Source organism: Arthrobacter sp. CJ23 (genome assembly GCF_024741795.1).
Taxonomy (GTDB): Bacteria; Actinomycetota; Actinomycetes; order Actinomycetales; family Micrococcaceae; genus Arthrobacter.
In genome coordinates, this window is the sequence record NZ_CP102950.1 from 4063122 (window position 1) to 4089674 (window position 26553).

Here is a 26553-nt window from a genome sequence, read left to right on the forward strand (position 1 = left end):
TGGCACTCAGCCCATCGCCGGAGCCAGTGCAGGCGGCGGCGCAAGCTGCTTCCGCGCCCAGCGGGCCAGCTTCTTGCCTTTGCCTTTCCACCAGTTGTCCTCGTCCTTGTCGTGGTGCCAGCGGAAGATGATCGTCACCATCACCAAGACGCCCATGACGAGGTCCATCCACGACAAGAAAATCACGTCAACCAGTACGCTGACGCCCATGACGAGGATTGACGGCACTGCCAAGGTCCTGAAGACGGTACTGGCCACGTAGCGGCGGTGCGAGCGGGGCACGGACAAGGCGCGGACCATGTCGAAACACAGACACACCACCACCATTGCCTGGCCCAGGTCCATCAGGATCAGCCCGGGCAACGACCCCGCGAACATGGCAGCGGACTCCATTCCCGCGCTCAACGGACTACCTCCGTCAATGCGAGACACGGATTGGGCACAGGGGTATTGCAGAAACCACACATACGGATAAACCCCCCAAGGGACCGGAATTGCGCTTGAGACCTTCTGCGCTCCATTCAATCCTCTACGCCAAGGGCTGTCACGAGTAGCGGGTACTCTATTCTGTTCGGTCGGAACACTTGCAGGGTGGCGAGCTACTTGGTTGGATCGTGGGGATTACTCGGTTACCCCCTCCCTTTGCTGTGTGCCTCAAGAGAGGGCCGGTGAGCCCGCGTTGGACTTCTCCAGGGGCGGACCAGCGGGCAGCGCCACAGTAAAGGTGCTTCCCCCTCCGGGTCTGCTGTTGCAAGTGATGCTGCCTCCGTGGCGTTCCACGATGGACTTGGTGATGGACAAGCCGAGGCCCACGCCTGGAATCCGGGCCTGACGGGCAGAATTTGTCCGGAAGAATCGCGTGAAAATCCTGGTTGACTCGTCCGTGGTCATGCCCATTCCTGTGTCCTCCACTTCAAGCCGGACCCAGCCGTCGTTCCGCTCCGCCCTTACCGTCACTAGTCCGCCACCCGGCGAATACTTGATGGCGTTGGAAACCAGGTTGTCCAGGGCCTGTCCCAGCCTCAAGGGGTCGGCATTTGCCCAGAGCGGTGCTGGTACGTCGGCGACGAGGCCCACATGGGCGGCGTCGGCCTGCGCCTGCGCAGAAACCAAACTGTTTTCCACCAGACCTGCCAAGTCAGTGCGCCGTAGATGCACGCTTTCCACGGCGACGGCCGACAAAAGGAGGTCTTCAACCAAGGCACGGAGCCGCTCCGCATTGCGCTCCGCGACTTCCAAGTCTCTCCTCGTTTCCGGTTGGAGATCTTGGGATCCGCGTAGCACGAGATCGATGTTTCCCAAGATCGATGTCAGTGGCGAACCGAATTCGTGTGAAACGTTGGCAACGAGTTCGTCCTTGGCCGCAAGGGCATCGACAACATCCGTCACGTCTTTGAAAACGATGACGGCACCGCCGAACCCGTCGTCGAACTCGTTTTTCATGCCACGTGCGGCGGTAGAGATGGCCCGCTGTCCGGTGCCGGCGCCGAACCAGACGAGATAGTCGGAGAAGGTGTCTCCTTCAACAGCCCTTCGAATAGGGCCCTTTTCAGGTGAGAGCGGTGTTCGCCGATCCTGGCCGAAAACCAGCCTGTCTTGTTCCGCGAGCCCCGGCCGGCCTTCCGCCGGCATTGCCATCTGCAGGAATGCCTTTTGTTGGTTGTTGATCAGAACGGTTTCACCCTTCTGATCAACGGCGACAATTCCGACGTCGATCGTGTCCAGGATTGTCTTCAGCAGCGTCTCTCTCTCCCGGCTGGCAGCGAGCAACTGCCGCAGGACGTGGTCCCGCTGTTTTACCCGCCGTTGTTGGAGACGGGCATTGGAACCGGCCAAACGAATGGAAACGGCCACCGCGAACATCATGAGTGGCAAAAGCACCACCGAGGAAATGTCCGATCCGGTGGGATGGGGTAAGTGCGAAACAACGGACGGAAGCGCAATGAGGAAAGGGCCCACAAAGCTGAGGATCAGGCTTGTCTTGGAAAGCAGGCCTGAGGCAGACAACCAGATCACTGGAAAGATGGCTAGTGTGATGAGGCCTGGTATCGCACTGAAGGCGCCGTTTCGCGTGAAACAGAGGGCAACGAGATCCAAAATGGGGATTGCCAGGCTTGCGCTCGGCGCCAAGCGCTCCCAAGGGACCAGCAGGCAGCTCAGGAACAGGATCCCGTGGAGGAGGACGCCGGCGACAAACAACCGGTTCTGCAATAGACCTGGCCAGACAGTAGGGGCCGCGATCACCAGGCCTGCGACGATGAGCGTCAGTGGCAATTCACAGAAAGCCAACCGGGCGCGAGGCGTAAGTTTCCTGAAGAAACGTGCGGCCGTGCGAATAAAAGGCTGCTCACTCAAGCCAGAACCCTTCGTTGGGAGATTCGCGGACGAATTACTGCTCCGGACAATTCCAGTAACAACCGCACGGAGTCACCTATGCCCCTCTGATCGCCGAATGTGGCGAGACCGCAGGACGGCCCTGGACGTTCGGAGCAGCACATGTTCCACATATTAGGTGCTTTATGACGTCAACGCTTGTATCGTGGTTATTTGGGTGAAACTTCCCGCATTGCGCTGGGCTGTGCGGCGGCGTTCACCGACTCGAGGGTGTCATGAGCGAGCCTGGGGTAGCTGTTGTCATTGAGGATGACGAAGACGTCCGGAATTTGGTTGACGCAATCCTCAAGTCGGCCGGTTTTGTGGTGCACTCCGCCGCAACCGGGCGTGAAGGAGTGGAAGTCGTACGACATCAACACGCCGCGGTGGTAACGCTGGACGTCGGACTTCCAGATATGGACGGCCACGAGGTCCTGCGCCAAATTCGGCAATTCAGCGATGCATATGTAGTGATGTTGACGGCCAGGCGCGACGAACCGGAGACGTTGACGGCGTTCCTCACGGGTGCGGACGACTACGTCAAAAAGCCGTTTCTGCCCCGCGAATTGAGGGCCAGGGTCACTGCCATGATGAGGCGCCCCCGGACAGAGGACGGGCTTACTTTGCCCAGGGAGGACCACGGAGGTGTCTCCGCCGCGAGTGAGCCGGCCCGTGGTGATTTGGCCCGTTCGGGGCCGGACAACGGCGTGATCACGCACAACGGCCTAGTCCTGAACTACAAAACACGGACGGTTTTTCTTCTTGGCTCCCCCCTGACATTGACGAGAAGCGAATTCGACCTGCTCTTCGACTTGCTGCGTGTCCACGGGGAGGTGCGGACCAGGGCCGACCTTGTTCGAGCAGCCCGTGGTGATTACTACGACGATAATTCCTATATCAGCGAGGCCGACGAACGGGCCGTGGAGACCCATATAGGTAATCTTCGCCGAAAGCTTCGTGAAGATCCCCAGTCACCCCGTTTCCTCCAGACCGTCCGAGGAGTGGGGTATCGTCTGGCTCCCAGAAGACCGGACTAGGCATTCTGGCCGGGTTTCGACGTCATTCATTCCTGAGTACGTAGCTATCCTTTAGCTCCTGGACCGTGCGGTGGCCGCATTCTGCAACGTCCTTGAGGAGGGGCTGGGCCTCGCGCAAATCACTATTCCGGATGTGTTCTTCCAGTTGCGCTGCAAGGCGCGCAAGGCGAACACCGCCCACCATCGTGGACGAGGTCCTCAGGCTGAGGATCGCGTCGAGGGCTGCGGCCGAGTCCCCGCGTTCTACTGCGGCTGCGAGGATTTCGTATCGAATCCCCCACAGCTTCGCGAAGTCGCCGGCAAAGGTACGTGCAATCAGTGGATTGTCCACTTGGTCTTCCAGGAGCTGGAATTCTGCGAGGTCCAGTATCGGAAGCTTGGCAAGATGGGCGGTGGGCAGCCCGTTGGAATGGTCGGCCGAACCCGTATGGCCGGGGCCCGCCTCCTCGTTGACCTCGCTGAAACCTGAATTGAACATACGTCCATGCTACTTTCCGAATTCCGAAAGAATCCGATCTTATGCCGATCCTGAGGAAATCTTAACCTTTCTTGTTTTGACGCCTTTTCACCCATTGCACCTAATTCCGAGAACGCGCTATTGCGCTCAGCCGCCACTGAAGGCCGAAATGGCGTTGATGACCGCCGGGCCCAGGATCGCAATGAACAAAACGGGGAAGATGAAGAGCAGGAGCGGGAAGAGAACCATCACCGGAAGCTTCATCGCCTTCTCTTCGGCGCGCTGGCGACGCTTCACCCTCATCACCTTGGCCTGGACCCGAAGAACACGGCTGATGGCAATTCCGTAGGTGTCTGCCTGGATGACGGCCTGTACGAAACTTCGAAGTTCCGGGACGTTGGTGCGATCGGCCAGCGCGAGGTACGATTCGCGGCGGCTGCGACCAACCTGCATGTCTTGGAGCGTTCGCACAAGTTCCTCGGCCAGCGGCCCCTTTCCGTTTTCCCCGGCGCGGGCCATGGCACCTTCGAATCCCAGGCCCGCCTCGACCGAAATCAACATTTGATCCATAGTGTTGGCGAGCTCCAGCTGCATCGCCTTTTGCCGTTCCAGTCCCTTGCTGTACAGCATCAGGTCCGGAATAAAATATCCCAGCAGTACCACGAATATCCCGACTAGCTTGATAATCCCGCTTGGACTGTTGCTGCTGATGAACAAACCAAATAGGGCACCAAATAGACCGAGCCCGGGTTTTGCTGCGAGGACACGTCCCAAAGGCAGCGACGGGGGCCGGCCAGCCAAGGATAGAAGTCTGTCCAGCTTCTGGGCATAGCTTCCGGGGGTGAGCCGGTAGCCAAGGCGCTCCAGCACACCGGTTCGGCCCTGTTCCTCGACTTCCGCGACGTCGTGGCCCCGCGTCAGGAGTTCCCGGACCGCTCGTTGTGTTTTGCGATCCGTGGAAAAGAACGACCATCCGAGGTAGGAAAGGGGCAGCGGCACCAGGAGGAGCGACAGCAAGACAAGGGGATCCACGATTCACCTCAAAACTTCAAGTCGATGATCTTGCGCATCCAGAGCCCGCCGATGGTCATGAGGATGGCTGACGACGCGATCATTCCCCACCCAAGCGGATGCGTAAACATCGGCTCCATGTAGCCCGGGTTGACCACCATGAGCATGATGACGATGCCGAACGGAAGCCCCATGAGGATGTATCCCGAGAACTTTCCCTCCGCGGCCAAGGACTTGATGTGGCCTTTGATCTCGCTGCGCTCGCGGATGGTTTCGTTGACCTGGTCCAGGACCTCCGCCAGGTTTCCTCCCACCTCACGGTTGATTTGGATTGCCTGGGCTATCCACACAAAGTCTTCGCTCCGCATTCGGTCGGCCGTGTCGTTAAGCGAGGCTTGGAGATCCCTGCCGAGGCTGGTCTCCGTGATGATGCGGCGCATTTCTTCGGATGTCGGACTGGTTGACTCATTGGCCGCGGCATCGATCGCACGGAGGATGCTGTGGCCGGCCCTCAATCCGCCGGAAAGCAGCTGGAGGGTATCACCGAGCTGGTCATCGAATTTTGCTCGCCTTTTGCCCGCCAGGACCCTGATGACCAGCCGTCCAACCAGGGGTGCCGGGAGAAAGAACAAAACAGCCACCCAGGGCCCGCCGACAATCAGACCGATCAAGGCACCGACGCACGCCCCAGCGATCACGAGTATGACGAAATCCGCTTGGCTCATTCGCAGGCCGGCGTTTTCGAGTTCTTCCCGGCCGAACATCCGAATGTTGCGACGCGCCAGGACGCCATGGAGGACATCGGCCGCCGACCCTGCAAAACGGGTGAGCTGCGAGCCAGGGCCCACTTCGTAGGGCCGCCTCCGATCCATAGGAACCCCAGGGGCTTTGGGCAAGATCACCGCTACCCCGAAGAGCAGGATGGCTGAAAGCATCAAGGCCATTCCCATGAGGAGCATGCTCACGTCCTTGGTGCCGAAGTCAGCGGAGCGGCGAAAACTCCGGGTGAAACCCGAATGCCCAGGTCTTCGAAGCGGTCGATGAAACGTGGACGGATACCCGTCGGCACGGGCCGGCCGAGAAACATCCCGTGGGCGTCGACGCCCGCCGAATAGTCGAAGACAAAAGCGTCCTGCAGGGTGACAATGTCGCCTTCCATGCCCTGGACCTCGGTCACGTGGGTAATGCGACGCGTTCCGTCGCGCAAACGGGAGATCTGGATGATCAGGTTCACGGCGGACGCTATCTGCTCGCGGATCGCGCGCAGTGGCAGATCCATGCCGGCCATGAGAACCAGGGTTTCAAGGCGCGCCACAGCGTCCCGGGGGGAATTCGAGTGAACGGTCGAGAGGGAGCCGTCGTGGCCGGTGTTCATGGCTTGCAGCATGTCGAGCGATTCCCCGCCACGAACCTCGCCGACGACGATCCTGTCCGGACGCATGCGCAGGGAGTTACGGAGCAACTCCCTGATGGTCACTTCGCCCTTGCCCTCCGTGTTCGGTGGCCGGCTCTCTAGCCGGACCACATGCCGCTGTTGGATCTGCAATTCCACCGCGTCCTCGATGGTGACGATGCGGTTGTCCTCCGGGATGAAGGAGGACAGGACGTTCAAGAGGGTCGTCTTACCGGTTCCGGTGCCTCCGGACACAATGATGTTCAGTTTGGCCTTGACGCAAGCGTTGAGGAGTTCGGCCATCTCCGCCGTGAGTGTGCCGAACTCGATGAGGTTCCTGATGGTCAACGGCACTTTACTGAATTTGCGAATTGTCAGCGACGAACCGCCGACGGCAAGCGGAGGAATCACGGCGTTCACGCGGGAGCCGTCCTCAAGCCGCGCATCGACGAGAGGGGATGATTCGTCGATACGGCGTCCCACCCTGGAAACGATCCGTTCGATGACCCTCCTGAGATGTTGCTCCGAGCTGAATCCGGAATCCGTAAGCACAAGTTTGCCCCGCCGTTCGACGTAGATCTGGTCCATCCTGTTGACCATGATCTCCGTAACCTCGGGGTCATCCAGCAAGCGTTGCAGCGGCCCGTAGCCCAGGACGTCGTCCGCTACGTCCGCCACAAGCCGACTGCGCTGGTCAGGAGACAGCGGGACCTGCTCAGCGTCGACGATCCGGATGAGCTCTTCGCGGGCAGTTGTCCGCAATTCTTCTTCACTCACCGTCGAGTCGTTGAATCTTGTACCCAGCCGCTCGAACAATGCCGTTGCGGCGCGCCGCTTGAGGGCAGCGAAAGCGTCCACGGGTTGTTGGACTCTCGGCTTGGGCGAGTCCGGGTGGTCGGACAGTTTGACTGAGATATGCGGTTTCGCGGCACCGCTGGGCTTCCCGGCGGAATGGGGGCTGGGCTGCTGAGCGGAGTCCGCAAACGTCGGTTTCAACGGGGAGTAGGTGTCCGGACCCGGATTCGCGGGCACAGGACCATTTACCCCTGCGCTGAGGGATGCTTCGACGTTGCCCTCCGCAGCATGCAGGCGTTCAGACAGCTTCATTAGACCACTACCCTTCTGTGCAGTTTGCGCTGTGCTGTGGCACGCCACACGGGGTTGAAGCGTTCGACCAGCTGCTTGAGTCCTTTGACAGCTGGGTCTTTCACGGACTCTTGGAGCACAGGAATCCCGCGGTTGGTGGAGAGAGCTACAGCCTTTGACCGGGGGATGCTGACGTCAACGGGGGCACCGACAGTTGATTCGACGTCCTGGACCGACAAGCCGGACTTGGAATCAGCCATGTTGAGGACCACATGGCGGTTTTCCGGTAGCAGCTTCAGCCTGCGGAGAATGTCCAGACCGGAGCGAAGGCCCCGAACGCTTGGAACGTCCATGCCAGTCACCCACACAGCATCCGTGCACTGTTCGAGAGCCGCGAGGCCGATTTCAGGCAGTCCAGGCGCCGTGTCCACCACCACGTACTGGAACTCTTCGGCCAATTGTTCGAGCAGTCGAGCGATCTGTTCCGGCGAGATTTCATCTGCTTCGACGGGGTCCTTGGGTGCGCACAAGGCGTAGATACTCGCCGGATGGACGGTGAGAAAGGCCTTGAGCACCAGGGAATCCTGGCTGGCCGACGGAGTAACTGCGTCGGTGACGGTGTGTTCGGGATTGAGGTAGAGCCCTGAGGCGACGTCACCGAATTGCAAGTCGAGATCCACGATCACCACGCTCATTGGAGCGATCTTGCCCAACCCCACGGCGATGTTCGTGGCGATTGTCGTCTTGCCCACACCACCCTTGGGGGAAAAGATGCCGATCACCAAGCCCCTCGGGGAACCCGATTGCTTGGGTTCCATGGTGCGCTGGCGGCTGGCGAAAGACTGACACGCACGCTCAAGCATGACCCGTATCTGGGCCAGGTCCGCTGCCGGGCTCATGATGTCGCGAATGCCGGACCGCATGGCCTGGAGGACGAATTCGGGATCCAGTTCACTGACAAGGATCACGCTCAGCTCCGGCAACTGCACATCGAAAACAGTGGCGAAGCGCAGTGCGTCATCGATGGGCACATCGGGTCCTAGGATCAGGACTTCGAGTTGTTCCTGGTTAAGGGCGCCAAACAGCTCGGCTGGATCAGCCGGCAAGACGCTGGTGAAAAAAGTCTGCACACTTCCGGGCAGTCCCCCGGCAACGGCTTGACGCAGCCGTTTGTCAAAGTCAGTACTGGGAGTGATCAGGACAAAGCGGCTCACTTGTACACCTCGCTCCTCTGAATGATCCTGGGTCCGTTGTCTTTGGCGTCGAGTGGCTCCTTGCTCAGCCAAATCTTGGCGAACTCGGAGGCGAAAACGATCTTGGACGCATCCACATCGCTGACGGCCACGGTCAGCAGGAGGGATCCTGTGGGAAGTGCACTGGCATTGGGATCAGCCGCCGCACCGGAGCTGGGATTCGGCGTCGGCTGTGCGCTCCCTGCCGCTTGTGGGCCACGCTGGACCGCGGTCACGAGAACCTTGTGGATGGTCAGTTCTGTGGTTTCCTTGTCCGGCTTCGCTTCGATTCCACCGCCGGACATGGAGATGAATATTCCAACATGGTCGCCGGGAACCAGCTGTCCTCCTACCACCCGCTGGGGTTCCAACTGAAAGGAGACCTCCTGGAGCCCTGCCGGCACCTTCACGTCCCCGGGAGTCTTGAGTGCGTCCGGGGCGACCAAGCGTTCGGCCACCAACGTCTCGCCAGGGACGAGGTCAACGGCGGCGACTTTGCCCGCTGAGTCCCCCAGCGTGTGTAGCGCTGACTTGGGGACCGCCGATTCCGGCAGTTGCTGGGTAACCAGGGAATCCCTCATGGCATCCACAGGGGTACCGGCAGGGATGGCCGCCTTGACCACCAACACGTCAACAGGTGCAAGGTTCTGGACCGCCCGTTGATCCGCTCCTTGCGCGTAAGAGAAGACGAGAACCACCCCAATGACGGCCAGCAGTGCTGCTGCCGATCCTGCCAACAAGCGTGACTTCACTTACTGCTCCTGTGCTCAAAGAATGGGGTGAAAACTAATAGGTGAAGCGCACAATGGTGGCCCCGTAGGCGTCTACAGGCCCCAGCGAGTAGCCGTCCGCCAGCGACACGTACTTGACGAAACTCCCGATGATTCCGCGGCAGTTTCCAGTGCAGGCAAGTGCCGACGAGACGTCGGAAGTCGTGTTGCGGAAGGCGTCCGGGGTCGAGTTGTTGCCGCTGAACTTCCAGCCAGCAACCTTGAAGGCGGCGAAGGACACGAGGTGGTAGACGGCGCCATTTCCCGTTCCTGTCACAGCGTCGAAGACTGGGAGCAGCACGATGACGTCGCGCCCAGCGGTGATAGTGTCGCTCCACTTTTGAAGCGTCGCTGAACAGTTGTTTGGGAGGCTGTTACCCGGTGCACTGCCGCCTTCACTGACGGCGAGATTGATGGTGCCACCGCATACTCCGGCATCCTGGACGATCCAGCCAAAGCCACCGGCAACAGTGGCGCCCGAAGGTCCGTAATGGCAGCTAGGGTTGGCGCCCGTTCCATGATCTTGGAGAAGCTGGAGGGCTCCGCCGATGTAGCCCTGCACCTGGCAGATGGAATATGCCAGGGGAAATGCGGTTCGTCCGGCGAGGGCGCTGCCCCATTGGACACTCGAGTTGGCCACCACGTCGGCTGTGCTAAATCCGAGGACCCGCGCGAAGAAGAGGGAGACGGCGTTCGCCGGGCCCCCAGACTGCTTGGCCCCTGCGGTCACCGTCACTTTCCGGTTGCTAAGGTCCAAGTTGATCGACTTGATGTTGTTCAAGCCATCGACGGCGTTCTTGTTGGCAATGCTGATCGCGAGCGGGGACGTGGTAGAGCAATCCGGATCGCCCGTGTTCGCGGCACACTTCTGGGCCACTGCGAGGGCCGCGGCGTCGGAGCCGTTTTGGACTTGGGCCTTCTCCGAATAGAGCATTCCCGCATCCACGGCAAGGGCCGCGAAGCCGAGCAGCACCACCAGAAGAAGGGCAACAAGGACCGCAACAGCCCCACGTTCACCGTCCTCACGGACCATCAGCCGCTGCATACCATGACTCCTACGCCTGTCATCGCGAATGGTCCGGCGATTCCCGTGAGGGTGCTGAGTGTGTAGTTGATAGTCACGGACATCTGCGCCCCCGATGTGCAGCTGGCCGGACTAAAGGTGAAGTTCGCGTCCGTCGGCTTTGGGTTCAGCGAGACACCGGCATTCTTCGCCGCTGTCTTGGCTGCCGTTTGGTCATTCGTGATTGCCATGACGCGGACTCCTTCCCGTGCCGCGTTTGAGAGCGACACCTGCGCGTTGTAAGCCCGTCCGAATTCCATGATTCCGAGAAGCAGGAGCACCAGGATCGGTGCGAGCAGCGCAAATTCGACTGCCACGGCGCCCCGTTCGGATGGCCTTGGCATACTGTTGCCCTTCCAGAGAACGGATGTCCTAATCAAGCGAAGTGGCGGCCGCCTGAACGCCGCCGCCACTCCGGAATTGCTTGGTGTGCCGCGTACTGCCTCCCAGGCACTTTGGAGCGCGGTACCTAGGCGCAGGTGCCAGCACCACCTGAAGTGGTGGCGGCCGTCCAGGTTTTGCCGCTCACGGAACACTGGACCTGGGAGAACGTCTCCCTGACCGTCGAGCCCAGCAGCGTGACGGCGACGATGATGACAACAGCGATAAGGGCAACCATGATGCCGTACTCGACGGCGGTGGCACCAGTTTCGTCACGCTGCGCGTGAGAAGCGGACTTTAGCAAATTGGAAAGCACTGAATCTCCTAGCATGGTTGGGGTGAACGGCGCGGCTGTGCGCGCCCCGAGCCTCGGTCCAGTCCCGAAGGGACGGACCTACTAGGCGCAAGTGCCCTTACCACCTGAAGTGGTGGCGGCCGTCCAGGTTTTGCCGCTCACGGAACACTGGACCTGGGAGAACGTCTCCCTGACCGTCGAGCCCAGCAGCGTGACGGCGACGATGATGACAACGGCGATAAGGGCAACCATGATGCCGTATTCGACGGCGGTGGCGCCGTCTTCTTCATGGCGGACACGGGATGCGGTGTTGGAGAAGAGAGAAAGCATGTGAACTCCTGAGCGAGTTGGGGAATGTGGGCTGGCCCAGTACCAGCTCACTAGCAACATAGCAACGTCCGACTTCGCGTAGCGCGTACTTTGGGACATCCTGTGACAAGACTGGCGACCCTGCGCATTTCTTGTGTTAAACCTAGGAAACGCACAGGATCGGGCAGGCGCGGAACGTCATGGTGTGTGCCGGCTGATGGCCAAGGACACCATCGAGGAAAAGGTCATGGCGCTCAAGGCGAAGAAGTCGCAGCTGTTCGCGGAGTAGGGGAAGGGCCGCTCAGGCCGGGCGCAGGGCCCTGCGGCGCCGGAGCCGGGCCACCAGCGTGGCGGCGAGCAACGCCGTCGTGAGTTCCAGCCCGATCACCAGCAGCAATCCGGCGGCGCCGGAAACGTCACCGGCGCCCGACGGCGGTCCCCCGCCGTGGGCGTGCCCGGCACCGCCCGCTCCCAGAAGCAGGACAGCGTGGAGGCCGACCATCGCCAATGCCGACACCGTGACCTGGTGGAGGGCGCCGAGCCGGCTGTGGCGCCAAATGTGCACGGTGCAGGGGACGCACACGGCCGCCAAGGCAATCATGAGGGCGCCAAGCCAGGCATCGTGGTGCCCCGAGGCCGCGAGCCACGCGTGCATCAGGCAGGAGACAGCCGTGAGCGCCGCGCAGATCCGGGGATGGAGGACGGGCCCGGGTGCCCTGACCCGTCCCGCCGTCGTGGTCATGTCCTGTGTCCCGTGTCCACTTAGTGGCAGTGGCCGGCGGTCTCGTCCGTGCCCTCGGACGCGCTGTGGCATGAGGACTCACCCGAAGCGTTCGCCGGCACGTCCAGGACCGGGCTGCGGTCGAAGAAGCCTTCCGGCCGAAGCTTGAAGCCAACGGTGTCCACGGGCATGATCGGCCAGTCCTCCACACGCGGGAAGTGGGTCAGGCCGAAGGTGTGCCACACCACGATGTCCTGGCCGTCGATGTCGCGATCCTGGGCCACGTAGGCCGGCAGGCCCGCGCCGCCGGAGTGCTGGTTCACGAAGTCGCCCGTGGGGTAACGCTCGTCCTCGGCGTACCTGGTGACCCACAGGTCCTTGGTGGCGAAGGCCGCGCGGCCGGCGATCGAGGATCCCGGGTCAGCCAGCAGCGTGGGCTGGTTCTGGGAGTGCAGCTTGTAGCCCACGGGCTCGCCCAGCCGGTTGCGGGACTCCGGGTTGGAGATGATCCAGGTGCGGCCTGCCCTTGCGTCGGCGTCCCGGACGGCCTCGGATTCACGGCTCAGGACAGTGCGCTTGCGGGAGAAGGCGTTGCCTCGCTCGTTCCCTTCGCCCATGGCCTGGCGGACCACGTCTTCTTCCTCCACGCGGTTGGTGAAGCCGTCAATGGCCATGTCCAGGCGGGCGCTGAACAGGTGCTGGTGGAAGGGAGCGCCGAGGCCGGGGGCGAGCTGGGAGATGTTGTCAGAGCCGCCTTCCGGGAAGGCACTGGTGAAGACCACGCCGGTGGCCTTGGCCTCGAATTCGATGGTGCCATCCAGGTAGAGGTACCAGTAGAAGCCGTAGTCGTAGTTGCCGATGGTGGTGAAGAAGGAGATCACCAGGCGGCGGTTGCGGCGGGTGTAGTTGATGCCGGTCCAGAGGTCCGAGTGCTTGGAGAGGATGCCCCAGTCTTCCTCATGCATGCAGATGCCGTTGCGGATCTCGCGGGGGTTGCCGAAGGCGTCGCTGATGACCGGGCTGAGGTAGGTGATGTCGCCCAGGCAGTCGCAGCCCAGTTCCAGCGAGTTGGCGTACTGGCCCACCAGGTATTCGCCGGTGTCGAAGTAGTTCTGCCAGGACCTGATGGGCGAAGGGTCGCCGTAGGGAACCACCATCTCGGCAATGGAGGCCCGGTTGATGATGGGGCGGAGCCTGTCGCCGTCCCGGAACGCAAGGTTGTGCAGGACCACGCCTTCGCGGACGTCGAAGCCGACGTCCACGCTCCATTTTTCCCACTCGATGTGGTTGCCGCCGGTGACGGTGAAGCTGGGACCTTCAGGCTGGGTGATGCTGATGGGCTTCTGGGTGGTGCGCAGCGGGCCGGTCAGTTGGGGGTCCGTGTAGTTGCCGTGCTCTGCGGGGACCGGGACGGCGCCCAGGTCCAGGACCCTGGTGACTTCCTTGTTGACCACATCCACATACGCCACCAGCCCGTCCACGGGGTGCGCCCAGGCGCTGTCTTCCGGGAAGTCCTGCACGAAAGCCAGTCCGCGGAGGATGCGGCGGCCCTTCTCCTCGGGGTACTCGAAGACGCCGGCAGACAGCGGGGCAACGCGGACCTTGGCGACGTCCAGTCCGCGGTCGGCCAGGGCCTTCAGCCACCGTTCGTCCGAGGCCAGGAGTTCCTCGACCACCTCGAACTCCTCCTCCAGGACTGGGAGTTCGCCGGAGACGGCAGTGTCCAGTTCGACGGCGGAGACCACCTCGCCGCGCGTGGCCGAAACCGTCACGTCGAGGGTGCGGCCGCCGGAGGTGTCGTGGATGAAGATGCGGAAACGGCGGTCCTCGGACTCCTTGGAGCTGTCCCGGGACGGATCCAGCAGGCCGAGGTAGGCGATCCGATTGTCCGGACCAAGGAGTCCCCCGGCATGCAGGATCCCCCGGACTTCCGTGATCTCCGCGGCCGCCGCAAGGCGGTAAGGAGTGGCTGTATCAGCTGGTGCAAGAGTCATGAGCGCTGCCTTTGTCCGGGACTGTGGTGGGGTCGGAAGTTTTATTTTCTATAGTTGTAGAGAATAAACGGTCCGTAAGATGGATCACAAGGGTTCGATACAAAAAGTTCCGGGAGATCACCAGAGTGCCAAAGATTGTTGACCACGATGAACGGCGCCTGGAACTGGTGGATGCGACGTGGCGGATCATCGCCAGGCTGGGCATCGAGGGCGCCACCATGCGGGAGATCGCCCTCGAGGCCGGCTTTGCAAACGGCGCACTGAAGCCTTACTTCCCCACCAAGGACACGCTGCTGACCTTTGCGTTCCGCCACGTATTCAACAGGACCAACGAGCGCATCAGGGAGGTCACGGCGGGGAAAGGCGGAATTGCGGCACTTCGGGCTTTCTGCGTGGAGGTGCTGCCGCTGGACTCCGAGCGCGTCAATGAAGCGCGGATCGTGGTCCCGTTCTGGCAGAAGGCCATCACCGACCCGGAAAAAGCCGCCATCCACCGTGAGTCCATGGATCAATGGCATGGCACGATCCAGGGATACCTGACCGAGGCGAGGCGGCAGGGGGACGTGACTGCCGCCGTCGACGATTCAGCGGCATCCGGCCACCTGCTGAACATGCTGCTGGGCGCTCAGATAGCCGCGGCCCTCGCCCCGGGCATCGAGACGGACCTGGGCCTGGACGAGCAACTGGAAGCGTTCCTGACCCTCCTGCAGGCCGGCTCCTGATTCTTTTTTCGCCGACCGTCGAAAAAAGATGACAACGCCCGCCTTCGCCGCTACCCTGAAATCACTGTGTCGCAGGACACAGCCTGGGGGACCACAATTCAGATGGCTATCCGGCGTCAGGAACATCCATGTCTGCACCGACAGCCCGCCCCGCGGGCCAGGAACTCACCTCCAGCGTGGCCGCCTCATTTGACCACTGGCGACACCTCGTGGCGGAGTCCTTTGTGCCGCTGGCCGCGGAAACGGAGCACGCGGAGACGTTCCGCGGCAGGATGCGCTCCAGGGTGCTGGACCGCATGTGCATCGTGGAGGTAACCGCCACACCCCACAGCGTCCACCGCACACCCGCGCTGCTTGCACGGTCGGAGCAGCGCTACTTCAAGCTCAACCTTCAGCTGGAAGGTACCGGGCTGCTCATCCAGGACAACCGCGAGGCTGTGCTGCGCCCCGGCGACCTTGCCGTCTACGACACCAACCGGCCGTACACGCTCGCCTTCGAGGAGCGGGCCCGGGTCATGGTGGTGATGTTCCCCCATGACGCGCTGACACTGCCGCCGGAATATGTGGGACAGCTTTCCGCGGTCCGCCTGGCCTCCGGCAGTGGCGTTGCCGGCATTGTTGGCCCCTTCATGGCCCAGATTGCGGCAAATCCAGGGCTCCTCAGCGGCCCCAGCGGATCCCGCTTGGCTGCCAACGCCCTGGATCTTGTATCAACGATGCTTCACTCGGAGCTGGACATGGCGGGGGACAGCCTGAAGCCGCAGGTGGTGCTGGCAACGTCGGTCCGCGAATACATCGAGGCCAACCTGGCGGATCCTCAGCTGTCCCCCGCCAGCATTGCCGCGGCCCACTTCATCTCCACGCGGCACCTGCACAACATCTTCCATGAGTCGGGCGCCACCGTGGCCAGTTGGATCCGGTGCCAGCGGCTCGAACGGATCCGCCGCGAACTGAGGGACCCGCTGCATAACGGCACGGCCGTGGGCGCCGTCGCCGCCCGCTGGGGGTTCCTGGACGCAGCCCATTTCAGCCGTTCGTTCCGGGACGCCTTCGGTGTGTCCCCCAGTGACTGGCGGCGCGGCGCCTAGAACCTTGGTACGTGTACCGCAGTGATCGTTCGCCTTCAGTCAACAGGCCTTCGCTGAATGACAAGACGGGGGCGTTGATGCTCAAAGAAGCTGGAACCATGGAAACATTCACTGATCTTTTGACGTCGATCGCACCGGTCTCGGGCGAAACCCGGACCATATTCGACCCCGCCACCGGCACCGCCGTCGGCGAAGCGCCGGTGCACACCGTCGAGGACCTGGAGCAGGCAGTCGCTGCCGCCACGGCCGCCCAGCCGGCCTGGGCGGCCCTGGGCCACGACGCCCGGTCCGCGGCGCTCCTGAAGGCCGCCGACGCCGTCGAACGCTCCGCCGAGGAACTCGCCCGGCTGCTCTCCCGCGAGCAGGGCAAGCCCCTGAACGGCCCCAACGCCCGCTTCGAAGTCGGCGCCTGCGCGGCGTGGCTGCGCGCCACCGCCGCCACACGCCTGGACCCGGAGACCGTGGTGGACGACGGCGAAACGTACGCCGAACTGCACTACAAGCCCATCGGCATCGTCGGCGCGATCGGCCCGTGGAACTGGCCCATGATGATCACCGCCTGGCAGATCGCCCCCGCCCTGCGGATGGGCAACGCCGTGGTGGTCAAACCCTCCGAATACACCCCGCTCTCCGTGCTGGCCCTGGTCAAGGTCCTCAACGAAGAACTCCCCGAAGGCCTCCTCACCGCGGTCTCCGGCGGCCGCGAGGTAGGCGCCCGCCTGGCCGAACACCCTGCCGTCGGCAAGGTCATGTTCACCGGCTCCACCGCCACCGGCAAGGCGATCATTCGCTCGTCGGCTGACACGGTCAAGCGCCTTACCCTGGAACTCGGTGGCAACGACGCCGGCATCGTCCTGCCCGACGCCGACCCCAAGGGAATTGCCGAAGGCCTCTTCTGGGGCGCGTTCATCAATACCGGCCAGACCTGCGCCGCCCTGAAGCGCCTCTACGTCCACGAGGACATCTACGAGGCCGTCTGCGAGGAACTCACCAAGGTCGCCGCCGCCATGCCGATGGGCAACGGCCTGGACGAGAACAACGTCCTGGGCCCGCTGCAGAACCGACAGCAGTACGACATCGTCACCCGTCTCGTGGACGCCGCCCGCGACTCCGGCGCCCGGATCCTGCTCGGCGGCAACCCCGACACCGGCCAGCCCGGCCACTTCTACCCCACCACCCTCGTGGCCGACATCGACAACACCAACCCCCTCGTCACCGAGGAACAGTTCGGCCCGGCCCTGCCCATCATCCGCTACAGCACCATCGACGAGGCCATCGCCCTGGCGAACGGGCTCGACGTCGGGCTCGGAGCCTCCGTCTGGTCCTCCGACACCGCCGCAGCCCGCAAGGTCGCCGCCCGCCTCGAAGCCGGCACCGTCTGGATCAACAAGCACGGCGCCGTGGACCCCCGCATCCCGTTCGGCGGCGCCAAGCAGTCCGGCTACGGCCTCGAATTCGGCGCCGAAGGCCTCAAAGCCCTCGGCGTCCCGCAGGTCATCAACGGCTAAGCACGCCGACAACGCATTGCTCTTCTCCCAATGGAGGTCTTAATGTCACACGAACAAACTCTCCCGTCCGCGGGCACCAGCGCAGGCAGCGGGACCGCCAAAGGACTGAGCAGGCGCACGCTCGGCGTGCCCGCCCTCGTCTTCATGATCATTGCCGCATCCGCGCCCCTGACGGTGGTGGCCGGCGGCATTCCCAGCAACTTCGCGGTCACCGGGAACGTCGGCATTCCACTGTCCTTCATCGTCCTCGGTGTCTGCCTGGCGCTGTTCACGGTGGGCTACGCAGCCATGAGCGCCCACATCCGCAACGCCGGGGCGTTTTACGCCTACATCGCACAGGGCCTCGGCCGGGCCACCGGGGTAGGCGCCGCATGGGTGGCGCTGATTTCCTACAACGCGATGCAGATCGGCATCTACGGGCTCTTTGGCTTTGCCTCGGCGTCCTTCCTCAATGCCAAGCTTGGGCTCGACGTCCCGTGGTGGGCCACGGCGCTGGTGGGCTTCGTCATGGTGGGCTGGCTGGGGATCAACAAGGTTGACCTGTCCGCCAGGATCATCGGCTACCTCGTGGGGCTGGAATTCGTAGCGGTCATCGTCTTTGATGTTGTCGCGTTCGCTGTGAGCCCGGAGGGCCCCAGCGTCGCCGGACTTGCGCCGTCGAACCTGTTCACGGCTGGCGTCGGCGCCGCCCTGGCATTCAGCATGGCGGCCTTCATGGGCTTTGAATCGGCCGCCATCTACAGCGAGGAAGCCAAGGACCCCGCCCGGTCCATCGCCCGGGCAACGTACATCGCCGTCGGCGTCATCGCGCTCTTCTACGCCTTCTCCGGCTGGGCCATGACCGTGGGGACCGGCCCCAGCCAGATTGTGGCGCAGTCCCAGGAGTTTGGCCCGGACCTTCCGTTCGTCTTCCTCACCGGCCACGGCGCCGCGATCGCCTCCGACATTGCGCAGCTCCTGTTCATCACCAGCCTGCTCGCCGCCCTGATCGCGTTCCACAATGCGGTGGCCCGGTATGTGTTCTCCCTGGGCCGCGAAAACGTGCTGCCGCGCAGCTTTGCCCTCGTCAACGCCCGGCACGCCCCGGTGGCCGGGTCCCTGGCCCAGTCCGTGCTGGCCCTGCTCACGCTGGTGGTGTTCGCCATCGCCGGCATCGGCTCCGAGTTGGCCGAGCTGTACCCGGTCCTCACCTTCTTCACGTGGCTGACCAACACCGCGGCCTTCGGCCTGGTGCTGCTCCTGGTGCTGATTTCGGTGGCTGTCATCGGCTACTTCCGCAAACACGCGGCCGGGCATTCCCTCTGGACCCGCGTCGTCGCGCCGGCCCTGGCAGCCCTGACGCTGGGCACCGTGTTCGTGCTGATCGTGGTCAATTTCAATGTCCTGATCGGCTCGGACGGCGACTCCGCGTTGTCGTGGATCCTCCCTGCGTTGGTCCTGGTGCCCGGCATTGCCGGACTGCTCTGGGGCCTTCGGCTGAAGAAGCACCGCCCGGACGTCTACGGCGGCATCGGCTTCGGCGGGGCTCCCGACGACTCCGTTTGAGCACTGGGCAGTTGTATATCATTCTTGACGATCGTCATAATCCATATATATTTGACTCAGACGCGCTCGCCATCCGCGTCGCGAAAGGGTCTCCATGAATGACGTCGTCGCACCGCGGAACCCGCAGGCCAGCATCGAACGCACGGTCGAATGGGTGGACACCGATGCCTCCGGCCACCAGCACAACTCCGCCATCGTGCGCTGGGTGGAGGCGGCGGAGGCCGAGCTCTTCCGCAGCCTGGAGCTGCCGGACTATTTTCCGAGTGCGCCGCGGGTCCAGCAAGTGATCAACTACAGGGCCAAGCTGTGGTTCGGCCAGCGCGTCACCGCCACGGTGCGGATCCACACCCTGGGCCGCACCTCCATGACCCTGGCCTTCGAGGTCCATGGCCATGCCCACGGCACCTCCGACGGCGGAATTGCTGCCGACGGAACCGTCACGGTAGCCCACGTTCCCGCGGGATCCAGCACCGCCCAGCCGTGGCCGGCGCACATCCGCGAGGCCGCCGGGCCACGCAACGGCGCCCGCAGCACTTGATCCTTACGATCTGGCGCTACGGGCGCCCTCGACGTTCCGCCGCGAGTCAGACCAGCACTTCGCCGTCGCGGGCGACGACGCGGCCTCCAGAGATCACGAGGCGCCGCTGCGGGCAGCGCACCAGCACGTCCGGCACGTTCTCGGCATCGAGGAGCACGATGTCGGCGCGCGCACCGGCGACGAGGTCGTGCTGCTCCCGTCCGACGAACGGCGCGCCGTGCTTCGTCGCATGCTCCACCGCGGTGGCGAGCTTGTCGTCGTGGCGGAACCCGTGCAGGCGCGCGAAGGCGAACGCCACGCGCAGCAGGTCCCCGTCGCCGAACGGCGACCACAGGTCGCGAATGCCGTCAGTGCCGAGGCCCAGCGGAACGCCGCGCTCCCGCATCCGCTGCCAGGGCAGCGGCGCGGTGCCGCTCATCGCGACGGTGGTCCACGAGATGCCCGCCTCGGCGAGGCCCTCGATGATCTCCTCCTGCACGCTCGGCTGCAGCGCGCCCATGGCGAAGCCGTGCGAGATGTTCACCTTGCCCTGCAGGCCGGCGTCGATCGTGCGGCGGATCACCTGGCGGTACTCGTAGGCGCCGAGCGAGCCGAAGTCATGCAGGTGCAGATCGAGGCCGACGCCCCGATCGACGGCGATCTGGAACAGCCCGTCGAGCTGGCCCTCGACGTCGCCGTCGATCGTTCCAGGGTCGAGCCCGCCGATACTGTCGGCCCCGGCCTGGGCCGCCTCGTCGAGCAGCCGCATCACGCCCGGCCGGCGCAACACGCCGTCCTGCGGGAACGCCACCGTCTCGACGTGGATCGCGCCGTCGAGCTCGGCGACGGCGGCCTGTACCGACTCTAGGCCCTTCAGTCCGATGCCGAGGTCGACGTCGATGTGCGTGCGGGTCGCGGTGGTGCCGTGGCGGAGGAACTCGCGGAGCACCGCGGTGGCCGAATTCACGTTCGGGATGTCGTAATTCCCGCGCTGGGCGCGCTCGTTCGCGATCCAGCCCTCGACGGTGGGGTGGTCGGAATAGGTGTACGACACCCACGGCTTGCCCCACCAGCTCTTGTCGACGTGGGCGTGTGCGTTGATGAACCCGGGAACGGCCAGGAGTCCGCCACCGTCGAGGTCACCGGGTTCGGACGCACCCGAGGCGAGTGCCACCTCGGTGATGACGCCACCGCTGATGGTGACGTCCGCGGCCTCGGCACCCCACGGGCGCACGTTCCTCAGGGTGAATATCTTGTCAGTCATTCTGTTCCTTCTTTCTTCTGGACTCAGTGCACACATGGGCTCAGTGCACGCGGCGGAGGAAGGCCGCCGTGCGCTCGTGCTGCGGGTTGTCGAGTACCTCGCGCGCCGGGCCGTCCTCGAGCACACGGCCCTGGTCCATGAAGACCACCCGGTCAGCGACCTCGCGGGCGAAGCCGATCTCGTGCGTGACGACGATCATCGTCATGCCCTCCTCGGCGACCTGCCGCATGGTCTGCAGAACCTCGCCCACCAGCTCGGGGTCGAGCGCGCTCGTCGGCTCGTCGAACATCATGAGTCGCGGCTCCATGGCGAGCGCCCTGGCGATCGCCACGCGCTGCTGCTGGCCGCCCGAGAGCTGGCTCGGGTACGAGGCATCCTTGTCGCCCAGGCCCACCTTGGCCAGCAGTTGCCGCGCCTTCGCGACGGCCTCCTTGCGCGGGCGGCCCAGGACCCTGGTGGGTCCGTAGGTGACGTTGTCGAGGGCCGTCATGTGACCGAACAGGTTGAAGTGCTGGAACACCATGCCGATGTGCTGGCGGGCCCTGGCCACGCGGCGCTCACTCTGTTCGTAGAGCTGCTCGCTGTTCAGCTCGTACCCGACCCGCTCGCCGTTGACCTCGATGACGCCGCCGTCGACGGGGTCGAGGTGGTTGATGCAGCGCAACAGCGTGCTCTTGCCGGAGCCCGACGGGCCGAGGATGCAGACGATCTCGCCCGTGCGGACCTCGATGTCGACGCCCCTCAGCACGTGGTTGTGCCCGAGCCACTTGTGTACGCCGTCAATGCGGAGCATCGTGTCGCTCGCAGTTCTTGCGGGGACTACTTGCGTCACAGCGCACCTCCGGTGGTGGTCGTGGTGATGGTCGACGTCGCCGGCCCCGTGCTCTTGCGCGCCCGGCGCGGGCCGGGCTGCGAGGCGTTGAAGCGACGCTCGAGGAAGTGCTGGCCGGTGCCGGCGATGGTCACCAGTATCAGATACCAGAGCACACCCACGATGAGCAGGGGCAGGATCTTGAAGTTCTGCCCGTAGATGAGCTGCACCCGCGTCAGCAGGTCGCTGCCGCCGATCACGGAGACGAGCGAGGTGGCCTTCAACATGCCGATGAACTGGTTGCCGGTCGGCGGGATGATGACCCGGATCGATTGGGGCAGCACGATGCGCGCCAGGGCCTGGTTGCGGGTGAGGCCGATGCTCACGCCCGCGTCGGTCTGGCCCGTCGGCACCGAGATGATGCCGCCTCGGATGATCTCGGCCATGTAGCCCGACTCGGCGAGCGAGAGGGCGATGAGGCCTGCAGTGAAGCCCGAGATGAGGGTGTTCGTATCCTGCCCGAGGATCACGGGGAAGAGCACCGCCAAGTTGAACCAGAGCAGCACCTGCACGAGCATCGGGACGCCGCGGAAGAACCAGACGTAGGCGCGTCCAATGACGCTCACGACCTTGTTGTTGCTCTGGATCATCAGGGCGATAGCGAAGGCGAGCACGATCGAGATGAGCATGGCGAAGATCGCCAGCTGGATAGTGACGCCGACGCCCTGCAGCACCACCGGGTTGAACATGTACTCCCTGGTGACGCTCCACTCCATGTTGGGGTTCAGGGCCTGGGACTGGATGAAGAGGACGAGCAGCGCGATCGCGACGAACCCGGTGACGATCTGGCCGTATTGGGGGCGCCGCTTCGCACGGATCGGCGCCTCCTGCACGGGCGGCTCGTCGCCGGGCCTGCGCACATAGTGCGTCGGATCGGTCGCTGCCGGGAGTGGCGGGTGGGTGATGTCGGACATGATCACTTCTTCGCCAGATTGATGCCCGGGGTGTCGAGGTCGATGACCTCGACATGCCACTTCTTCAGAACCTCGTCGTAGCTGCCGTCCTCGTGGATCGCCTTGAGGGCGGTGAGGAAGGCGTCTCGGAGCTCGGTCTGCGCCTTGTTGAAGGTCATGCCGAGGTAGACCTTCTCCTCGAAGTCGACGGGGAGCGACTCGAGCTTGTCGCCGGTTTCGCGCTGGATGACCGAGACCGCCATGTCGGGCCAGAAGATGGCGTCGATGCGGCCCGAGGTGAGCGCGAGGTTCTTGTCGCTCGAGTTCGGGAAGGAGATGAGCTCGGTGGCGGGCTTTCCCTTGGCGGTGCACGCCGCGGCCATCATGTCGACGAGCCGGTGGGCATCGGAGCCCTTCACATCGCCGATCTTGACGCCGCAGCCGCCGTCGACGGCGCTCGTGATGCCCTTGGGGTTGCCCTTCTGCACCATGAAGACGGTGCCGGCCCACTGGTAGTCGATGAAGTCGACCTGCTCCTGCCGCTTCTTGCGGTCGGTCATGCCGGCGATCGCCGCGTCGAACTTGCCGCTCTGCATGCCGATCAGGATCTGGTCGAAGGGCACCTTCTCCCACTTGACCGGGATGCCGAGCTGCTTCGCCATCGACTCCATGAGGTCGACGTTGTAGCCTTGGATGCCGGTCGAGCCGGCGGGGGTGAAGTTGGCCGGCTCGAAGTCGGGCTGCGTGGCGACGGTGAGCACGCCCTTGTCCTTGACCTTCTGCGGCAGCAGCTTGAAGAGGGGCGCCTTCTCGTCGAGGGCGGCAGCCTTCTGCGATCCCCCGGCGGCTGTGGCCGAGGAGTCGGAGACGCCGCAGCCGGTGAAGGCGAGCATGGCGAGGCCGCCGGCCGCGAGGGTGGCCGCAGCGCGGCGTGCGAAGATGGTGCGGGAGAACGACATTGTTCTTGCCTTTCGGTGCGAGGTTCCGCGGGATGCGGAACGGGTTGGGGAGGAAGCGAGCGGGGTCCCGCTCGCCAAGGCCAGGGTCAACTCGTGCGCACGGGGCTCCCGTGGCGCGCGACGACCTTGCCGCGTTTCAGCACGAGCCGCCGCGGCGGCCGGGCTGCGACCGCCTCGCCGATGCTCGCGGCATCGATGAGGAAGAGATCGGCGGGTGCGCCGGGTTCGATCCGGGCGGGTTCGCGCCCGAGGGCGATCGCCCCGCCGCTGACCGCCACGTCGAATGCCGCGGCTATCTGCTCGTCGGTGCGGAAGCCGTTGCGGTATGCGAGGTGGAAGGTGCGGTCAAGCATGTCGCCGTTTCCATACGGGCCCCAGAGGTCCCGCACGCCGTCGTTGCCCGCGCCGATGTTGACACCGCGCCCTCGCAGCTCGGCGATCGGCAGCACCGGGGTGTTGTAGACCGTCGCCGTCAGCAGGGAGATCCGCGCTTCGGCGAGGCCCTGCGAGATCCACTCGGACTGGGCGCGGTCGACCTCGACGATGGCCACGCCGTGCGAGATTGCGACCCGGCCCTCGAGCCCGTGCCGCAGCACCCGCTCGATGATGAGCTCCATCGTGTGCGCACCGAGGGTGCCGCGCTCGTGCAGGTGGATGTCGAGCCGGGCACCGTAGCTCCCGGCAAGCCCGAAGATCAGATCGAGGTGACGCACCGAGTCGCGCTCGAGCGCTGCGGGGTCGATGCCGCCGAGGCATCCGACCAGCCCCTGCTGAAGGGCCGACTCGAGCAGCTCGGCAGTGCCGGGGCGGGTCAGCAGCCCGCCCTGCGGGAAGGCGACCTGTTCGACGTCGATCACATCGGCCAGCTCTTCGGCGACGCTCGCGACGAGCTCGAGGCCGCGCAGCCCGATATCTGGATCGACGTCGGTGTGCGTGCGGGCGAGGGTCGTCCCGGTGGCGGTCATCTGCTTGAGCAGCGTGTGCACGCCGACTCGGCTCGGCAGGCCGAGCTCCGCGCGGCCCCGCTCGCCGTTCGCGATGCGGTCCTCGAGCACGGGCCCCGCGGAATGCGGCACCCAGCCGCGGCCCCAGAGCGTCTTGTCGACGTGGCAATGGGCGTCGACCATTCCCGGCAGCGCGAGCGCGCCGGCGCCGTCCTCGCGCACCGCCGCGGCGGCGTCGATGATGCCTGTCGGCTGGATCTCCGCGATGCGGCCGTCCTGGACGAGCAGGTCGACTGGCGGCGCTTCATGCGCCAGCCGCACGCGCTCGATAAGCGTGTCCCGCATCCCAAACCTCCCGTTCTTGTGACGATCGTCACCTTGTCTCGATACGCACACAGTAGGTGGTTTTGGTATTCCATTGCAATACCCAAATCGCCAAATCCCGAAGATTTCGCTGTATGAACCGCGCAGCAAGTCGCCAAGCATGTCATTTGGAATACCAAAGTTGGATTTCGGCTCGCGAGGAGTCGTTTCGGCAATGTGCGTCTACTGGCTGAGGGCCGGCAATTCCTGGGCGTCGCCGTCGGACTCATCGCAGGGCAAGGCGGCTCCGCCCTATGATGAAACGATTGCTGCCTTGACCCCTTGGCGCAGAAACGAGGATCCACCCATGTTGGCCGTCCCCGCACCACCGGTGCGCCACCAGCAGCTCATTGTCACGATCTACGGGCTCTATGGCCGCAGCTCGGGCGATGCCCTTCCGGTGTCCGTGCTGATCTCCATGCTGGGCGACCTGGGCTACGACGCCCCGGGAGTCAGATCCTCCGTCTCCCGACTGAAGGCCAAGGGCGTCCTCAAGAGCATCCGCCGGGACGGGGTCGCCAAGTACGAACTCTCCGAGACGGTCCTCGACGTCTTCCGGGAAGGCGACCAGAGAATCTTCGCACCGGAGCGGGCCACCCCACTGGACGCCTGGGTGCTTGCCGTCTTCTCGGTCCCGGAATCCATGCGGAACCGGCGGCACCAGCTGCGCTCCGAACTGTCCGGCCTTGGTTTCGGGTCCGTGGCCTCGGGCGTGTGGATAGCCCCCGCCCGGATCCTGGAGCAGGTCCGTGAGCGGCTCACCTCACGAGGGCTCATCCAGTTTGTGGACTTCTTCCAGGGCGACTACCTGTTTGACGGACCCATGGGGCCAAAGGTCGCCGCGTGGTGGGACCTGAAAGCCATCGATGAACAGTTCGCCGAGTTCCTGGACCTCTACGAGGGCGCCGGGGAGTTCTGGGCCGGGCTCGTGGGCGACGATCCAGAGGCCGCCCTCGCCGAATCGACAGCCGAGCTGCGCCGCGACGCGTTCCGCTACTACATCCCGATGCTGACAGCGTGGCGCCGCTTCCCCTACCGGGACCCGAACCTCCCGCTGGAATACCTGCCGGAAGACTGGAAAGGACCCGCGGTCCGGAAGACGTTCCAGGCCGTGCACCGGCTGGCCGCGCCGCTCGCCGCCGCCCACGCCCAGGAGCTGATCCACGGCAGTGTTGTCCCTGTGGCGCCGTAATACAGCGGCGACCCTGAACGGCGAAAAGGGCCGGCCGCAACGGCCGACCCTTTTCGCATCAAGTCTCTTCGCGTTCGGCGGCGCTTTAGCGCTCCTGAATCACCGCGATGCCCTGGATTTCGATCAGGGCCTCTTTCTGCCATAGCCGGGTGACGCCGATGCCCGCCATTGCCGGGTACTCCGAACCGGCCATCTCACGCCAGATCCGGCCGATCTCGCGCCCGTTCGCCATGTAGTCGTCCACATCCGTGAGGTAGATGGTCACGTTGACGAGGTCCTCGGGCTGGCCGCCCGCCTCGCGCAGCGTTGTGAGGACGTTGGAGAACGCCTGCGTGAACTGTTCCACAATGCCGCCGGGAACGATGTTCATGTCCTTGTCCAGGGCCGTCTGCCCGCCCAGGAACACAGTGTTTCCGGCAAGCATGCCGTGCGCGAAGCCGGACGGCTTGGGGAGTGATCCGGGGTTGATCGTCTTGTGACTCATGCTGTTCCTCCTGGTCGTGGCAGCTGCGAAAACTTTTGAAAAGACTCTGTGCAGATCTTTCCTGCCGTGCTACGTTGAGCA

The 26553-nt window shown here is 64.0% G+C and carries 27 protein-coding genes; 7 read left to right on the forward strand and 20 right to left on the reverse strand.

Going from position 1 to position 26553, the window contains the following annotated elements; genetic code table 11:
* Window positions 1–6: 6 nt before the first annotated feature.
* Together NVV90_RS18320 and NVV90_RS18325 are read right to left on the reverse strand one after the other, a co-directional pair.
* Window positions 7–393, reverse strand: coding sequence for a hypothetical protein (locus NVV90_RS18320; RefSeq protein ID WP_258441231.1), 387 nt, complete (start codon window positions 391–393; stop codon window positions 7–9).
* A 261-nt stretch (window positions 394–654) separates the two neighbouring features.
* Window positions 655–2355, reverse strand: coding sequence for a cell wall metabolism sensor histidine kinase WalK (locus NVV90_RS18325; protein ID WP_258438668.1), 1701 nt, complete (start codon window positions 2353–2355; stop codon window positions 655–657).
* Window positions 2356–2609: 254 nt separating this feature from the next.
* Here NVV90_RS18325 and NVV90_RS18330 point away from each other — a divergent pair, with 254 nt between their 5' ends.
* Window positions 2610–3410: a response regulator transcription factor gene (locus NVV90_RS18330; protein ID WP_258438669.1), complete on the forward strand. Its 801-nt coding sequence runs from the start codon at window positions 2610–2612 to the stop codon at window positions 3408–3410.
* Between the two features lie 22 nt (window positions 3411–3432).
* Here NVV90_RS18330 and NVV90_RS18335 read toward each other — a convergent pair whose 3' ends face one another.
* The 12 genes from NVV90_RS18335 to NVV90_RS18390 form a co-directional block, all read right to left on the reverse strand.
* Window positions 3433–3888 (reverse strand): Hpt domain-containing protein, encoded by a 456-nt coding sequence (locus tag NVV90_RS18335; RefSeq protein ID WP_258438670.1) that lies wholly within the window; start codon window positions 3886–3888, stop codon window positions 3433–3435.
* A gap of 126 nt (window positions 3889–4014) precedes the next feature.
* Window positions 4015–4899, reverse strand: coding sequence for a type II secretion system F family protein (locus NVV90_RS18340; protein ID WP_258438671.1), 885 nt, complete (start codon window positions 4897–4899; stop codon window positions 4015–4017).
* Window positions 4900–4907: 8 nt separating this feature from the next.
* Window positions 4908–5837, reverse strand: coding sequence for a type II secretion system F family protein (locus NVV90_RS18345; RefSeq protein WP_258438672.1), 930 nt, complete (start codon window positions 5835–5837; stop codon window positions 4908–4910).
* Between the two features lie 2 nt (window positions 5838–5839).
* Window positions 5840–7378 carry a CpaF family protein gene (locus NVV90_RS18350; protein ID WP_258438673.1) on the reverse strand — a complete coding sequence of 513 codons (1539 nt, stop codon included), beginning with the start codon at window positions 7376–7378 and terminating at the stop codon, window positions 5840–5842.
* Window positions 7378–8571 carry an AAA family ATPase gene (locus NVV90_RS18355; RefSeq protein WP_258441232.1) on the reverse strand — a complete coding sequence of 398 codons (1194 nt, stop codon included), beginning with the start codon at window positions 8569–8571 and terminating at the stop codon, window positions 7378–7380. The genes NVV90_RS18350 and NVV90_RS18355 overlap by 1 nt, the downstream gene beginning before the upstream one ends.
* A complete protein-coding gene (gene cpaB / locus NVV90_RS18360; protein WP_258438674.1) occupies window positions 8568–9341 on the reverse strand; it encodes a Flp pilus assembly protein CpaB in 774 nt (257 codons plus the stop codon). Before cpaB ends, NVV90_RS18355 begins: the two co-directional genes overlap by 4 nt.
* Before the next feature lie 34 nt (window positions 9342–9375).
* The gene (locus tag NVV90_RS18365) at window positions 9376–10404 is read right to left on the reverse strand and encodes a Tad domain-containing protein (protein WP_258438675.1); all 1029 of its coding nucleotides are present in this window, start codon (window positions 10402–10404) and stop codon (window positions 9376–9378) included.
* The gene (locus NVV90_RS18370) at window positions 10392–10766 is read right to left on the reverse strand and encodes a TadE family protein (RefSeq protein WP_258438676.1); all 375 of its coding nucleotides are present in this window, start codon (window positions 10764–10766) and stop codon (window positions 10392–10394) included. Before NVV90_RS18370 ends, NVV90_RS18365 begins: the two co-directional genes overlap by 13 nt.
* 125 nt (window positions 10767–10891) lie before the next feature.
* On the reverse strand, window positions 10892–11119 hold the full coding sequence (locus NVV90_RS18375) for a Flp family type IVb pilin (protein WP_258438677.1): 228 nt from the start codon (window positions 11117–11119) through the stop codon (window positions 10892–10894).
* An 81-nt stretch (window positions 11120–11200) separates the two neighbouring features.
* Complete coding sequence (locus tag NVV90_RS18380; protein WP_258438678.1) at window positions 11201–11428, reverse strand: Flp family type IVb pilin; 228 nt, start codon at window positions 11426–11428, stop codon at window positions 11201–11203.
* A gap of 280 nt (window positions 11429–11708) precedes the next feature.
* On the reverse strand, window positions 11709–12149 hold the full coding sequence (locus tag NVV90_RS18385) for a hypothetical protein (RefSeq protein WP_258438679.1): 441 nt from the start codon (window positions 12147–12149) through the stop codon (window positions 11709–11711).
* A 20-nt stretch (window positions 12150–12169) separates the two neighbouring features.
* Window positions 12170–14122: a primary-amine oxidase gene (locus NVV90_RS18390; RefSeq protein WP_258438680.1), complete on the reverse strand. Its 1953-nt coding sequence runs from the start codon at window positions 14120–14122 to the stop codon at window positions 12170–12172.
* Window positions 14123–14247: 125 nt separating this feature from the next.
* On the opposite strand from NVV90_RS18390, the gene NVV90_RS18395 reads away from it, so the two are divergent.
* From NVV90_RS18395 to NVV90_RS18415, 5 genes are all read left to right on the forward strand, one after another.
* Window positions 14248–14844, forward strand: coding sequence for a TetR/AcrR family transcriptional regulator (locus tag NVV90_RS18395; RefSeq protein WP_258438681.1), 597 nt, complete (start codon window positions 14248–14250; stop codon window positions 14842–14844).
* Window positions 14845–14972: 128 nt separating this feature from the next.
* Complete coding sequence (locus NVV90_RS18400; RefSeq protein WP_258438682.1) at window positions 14973–15932, forward strand: helix-turn-helix domain-containing protein; 960 nt, start codon at window positions 14973–14975, stop codon at window positions 15930–15932.
* 98 nt (window positions 15933–16030) lie between these two features.
* Entirely contained in the window at window positions 16031–17440 is a 1410-nt protein-coding gene (locus NVV90_RS18405; RefSeq protein ID WP_258438683.1) for an aldehyde dehydrogenase family protein, read from the forward strand.
* 42 nt (window positions 17441–17482) lie between these two features.
* Entirely contained in the window at window positions 17483–18985 is a 1503-nt protein-coding gene (locus tag NVV90_RS18410) for an APC family permease (RefSeq protein WP_258438684.1), read from the forward strand.
* A 94-nt stretch (window positions 18986–19079) separates the two neighbouring features.
* Window positions 19080–19523, forward strand: coding sequence for a thioesterase family protein (locus NVV90_RS18415; RefSeq protein WP_258438685.1), 444 nt, complete (start codon window positions 19080–19082; stop codon window positions 19521–19523).
* Between the two features lie 46 nt (window positions 19524–19569).
* On the opposite strand, the gene NVV90_RS18420 is transcribed toward NVV90_RS18415, so the two are convergent.
* From NVV90_RS18420 to NVV90_RS18440, 5 genes are all read right to left on the reverse strand, one after another.
* On the reverse strand, window positions 19570–20766 hold the full coding sequence (locus tag NVV90_RS18420; RefSeq protein WP_258438686.1) for an amidohydrolase: 1197 nt from the start codon (window positions 20764–20766) through the stop codon (window positions 19570–19572).
* A 40-nt stretch (window positions 20767–20806) separates the two neighbouring features.
* Entirely contained in the window at window positions 20807–21559 is a 753-nt protein-coding gene (locus NVV90_RS18425) for an amino acid ABC transporter ATP-binding protein (protein ID WP_258441233.1), read from the reverse strand.
* A gap of 35 nt (window positions 21560–21594) precedes the next feature.
* Window positions 21595–22551 (reverse strand): amino acid ABC transporter permease, encoded by a 957-nt coding sequence (locus tag NVV90_RS18430; protein WP_258438687.1) that lies wholly within the window; start codon window positions 22549–22551, stop codon window positions 21595–21597.
* A gap of 2 nt (window positions 22552–22553) precedes the next feature.
* Window positions 22554–23489 carry an ABC transporter substrate-binding protein gene (locus NVV90_RS18435; protein WP_258438688.1) on the reverse strand — a complete coding sequence of 312 codons (936 nt, stop codon included), beginning with the start codon at window positions 23487–23489 and terminating at the stop codon, window positions 22554–22556.
* An 86-nt stretch (window positions 23490–23575) separates the two neighbouring features.
* Window positions 23576–24778 (reverse strand): amidohydrolase, encoded by a 1203-nt coding sequence (locus tag NVV90_RS18440; protein ID WP_258438689.1) that lies wholly within the window; start codon window positions 24776–24778, stop codon window positions 23576–23578.
* A 325-nt stretch (window positions 24779–25103) separates the two neighbouring features.
* Between NVV90_RS18440 and NVV90_RS18445 the strand changes: the two genes are divergently transcribed.
* Complete coding sequence (locus tag NVV90_RS18445; protein WP_258438690.1) at window positions 25104–25988, forward strand: PaaX family transcriptional regulator C-terminal domain-containing protein; 885 nt, start codon at window positions 25104–25106, stop codon at window positions 25986–25988.
* An 85-nt stretch (window positions 25989–26073) separates the two neighbouring features.
* Here NVV90_RS18445 and NVV90_RS18450 read toward each other — a convergent pair whose 3' ends face one another.
* Window positions 26074–26472: a RidA family protein gene (locus NVV90_RS18450; RefSeq protein WP_258438691.1), complete on the reverse strand. Its 399-nt coding sequence runs from the start codon at window positions 26470–26472 to the stop codon at window positions 26074–26076.
* Between the last annotated feature and the right edge of the window lie 81 nt (window positions 26473–26553).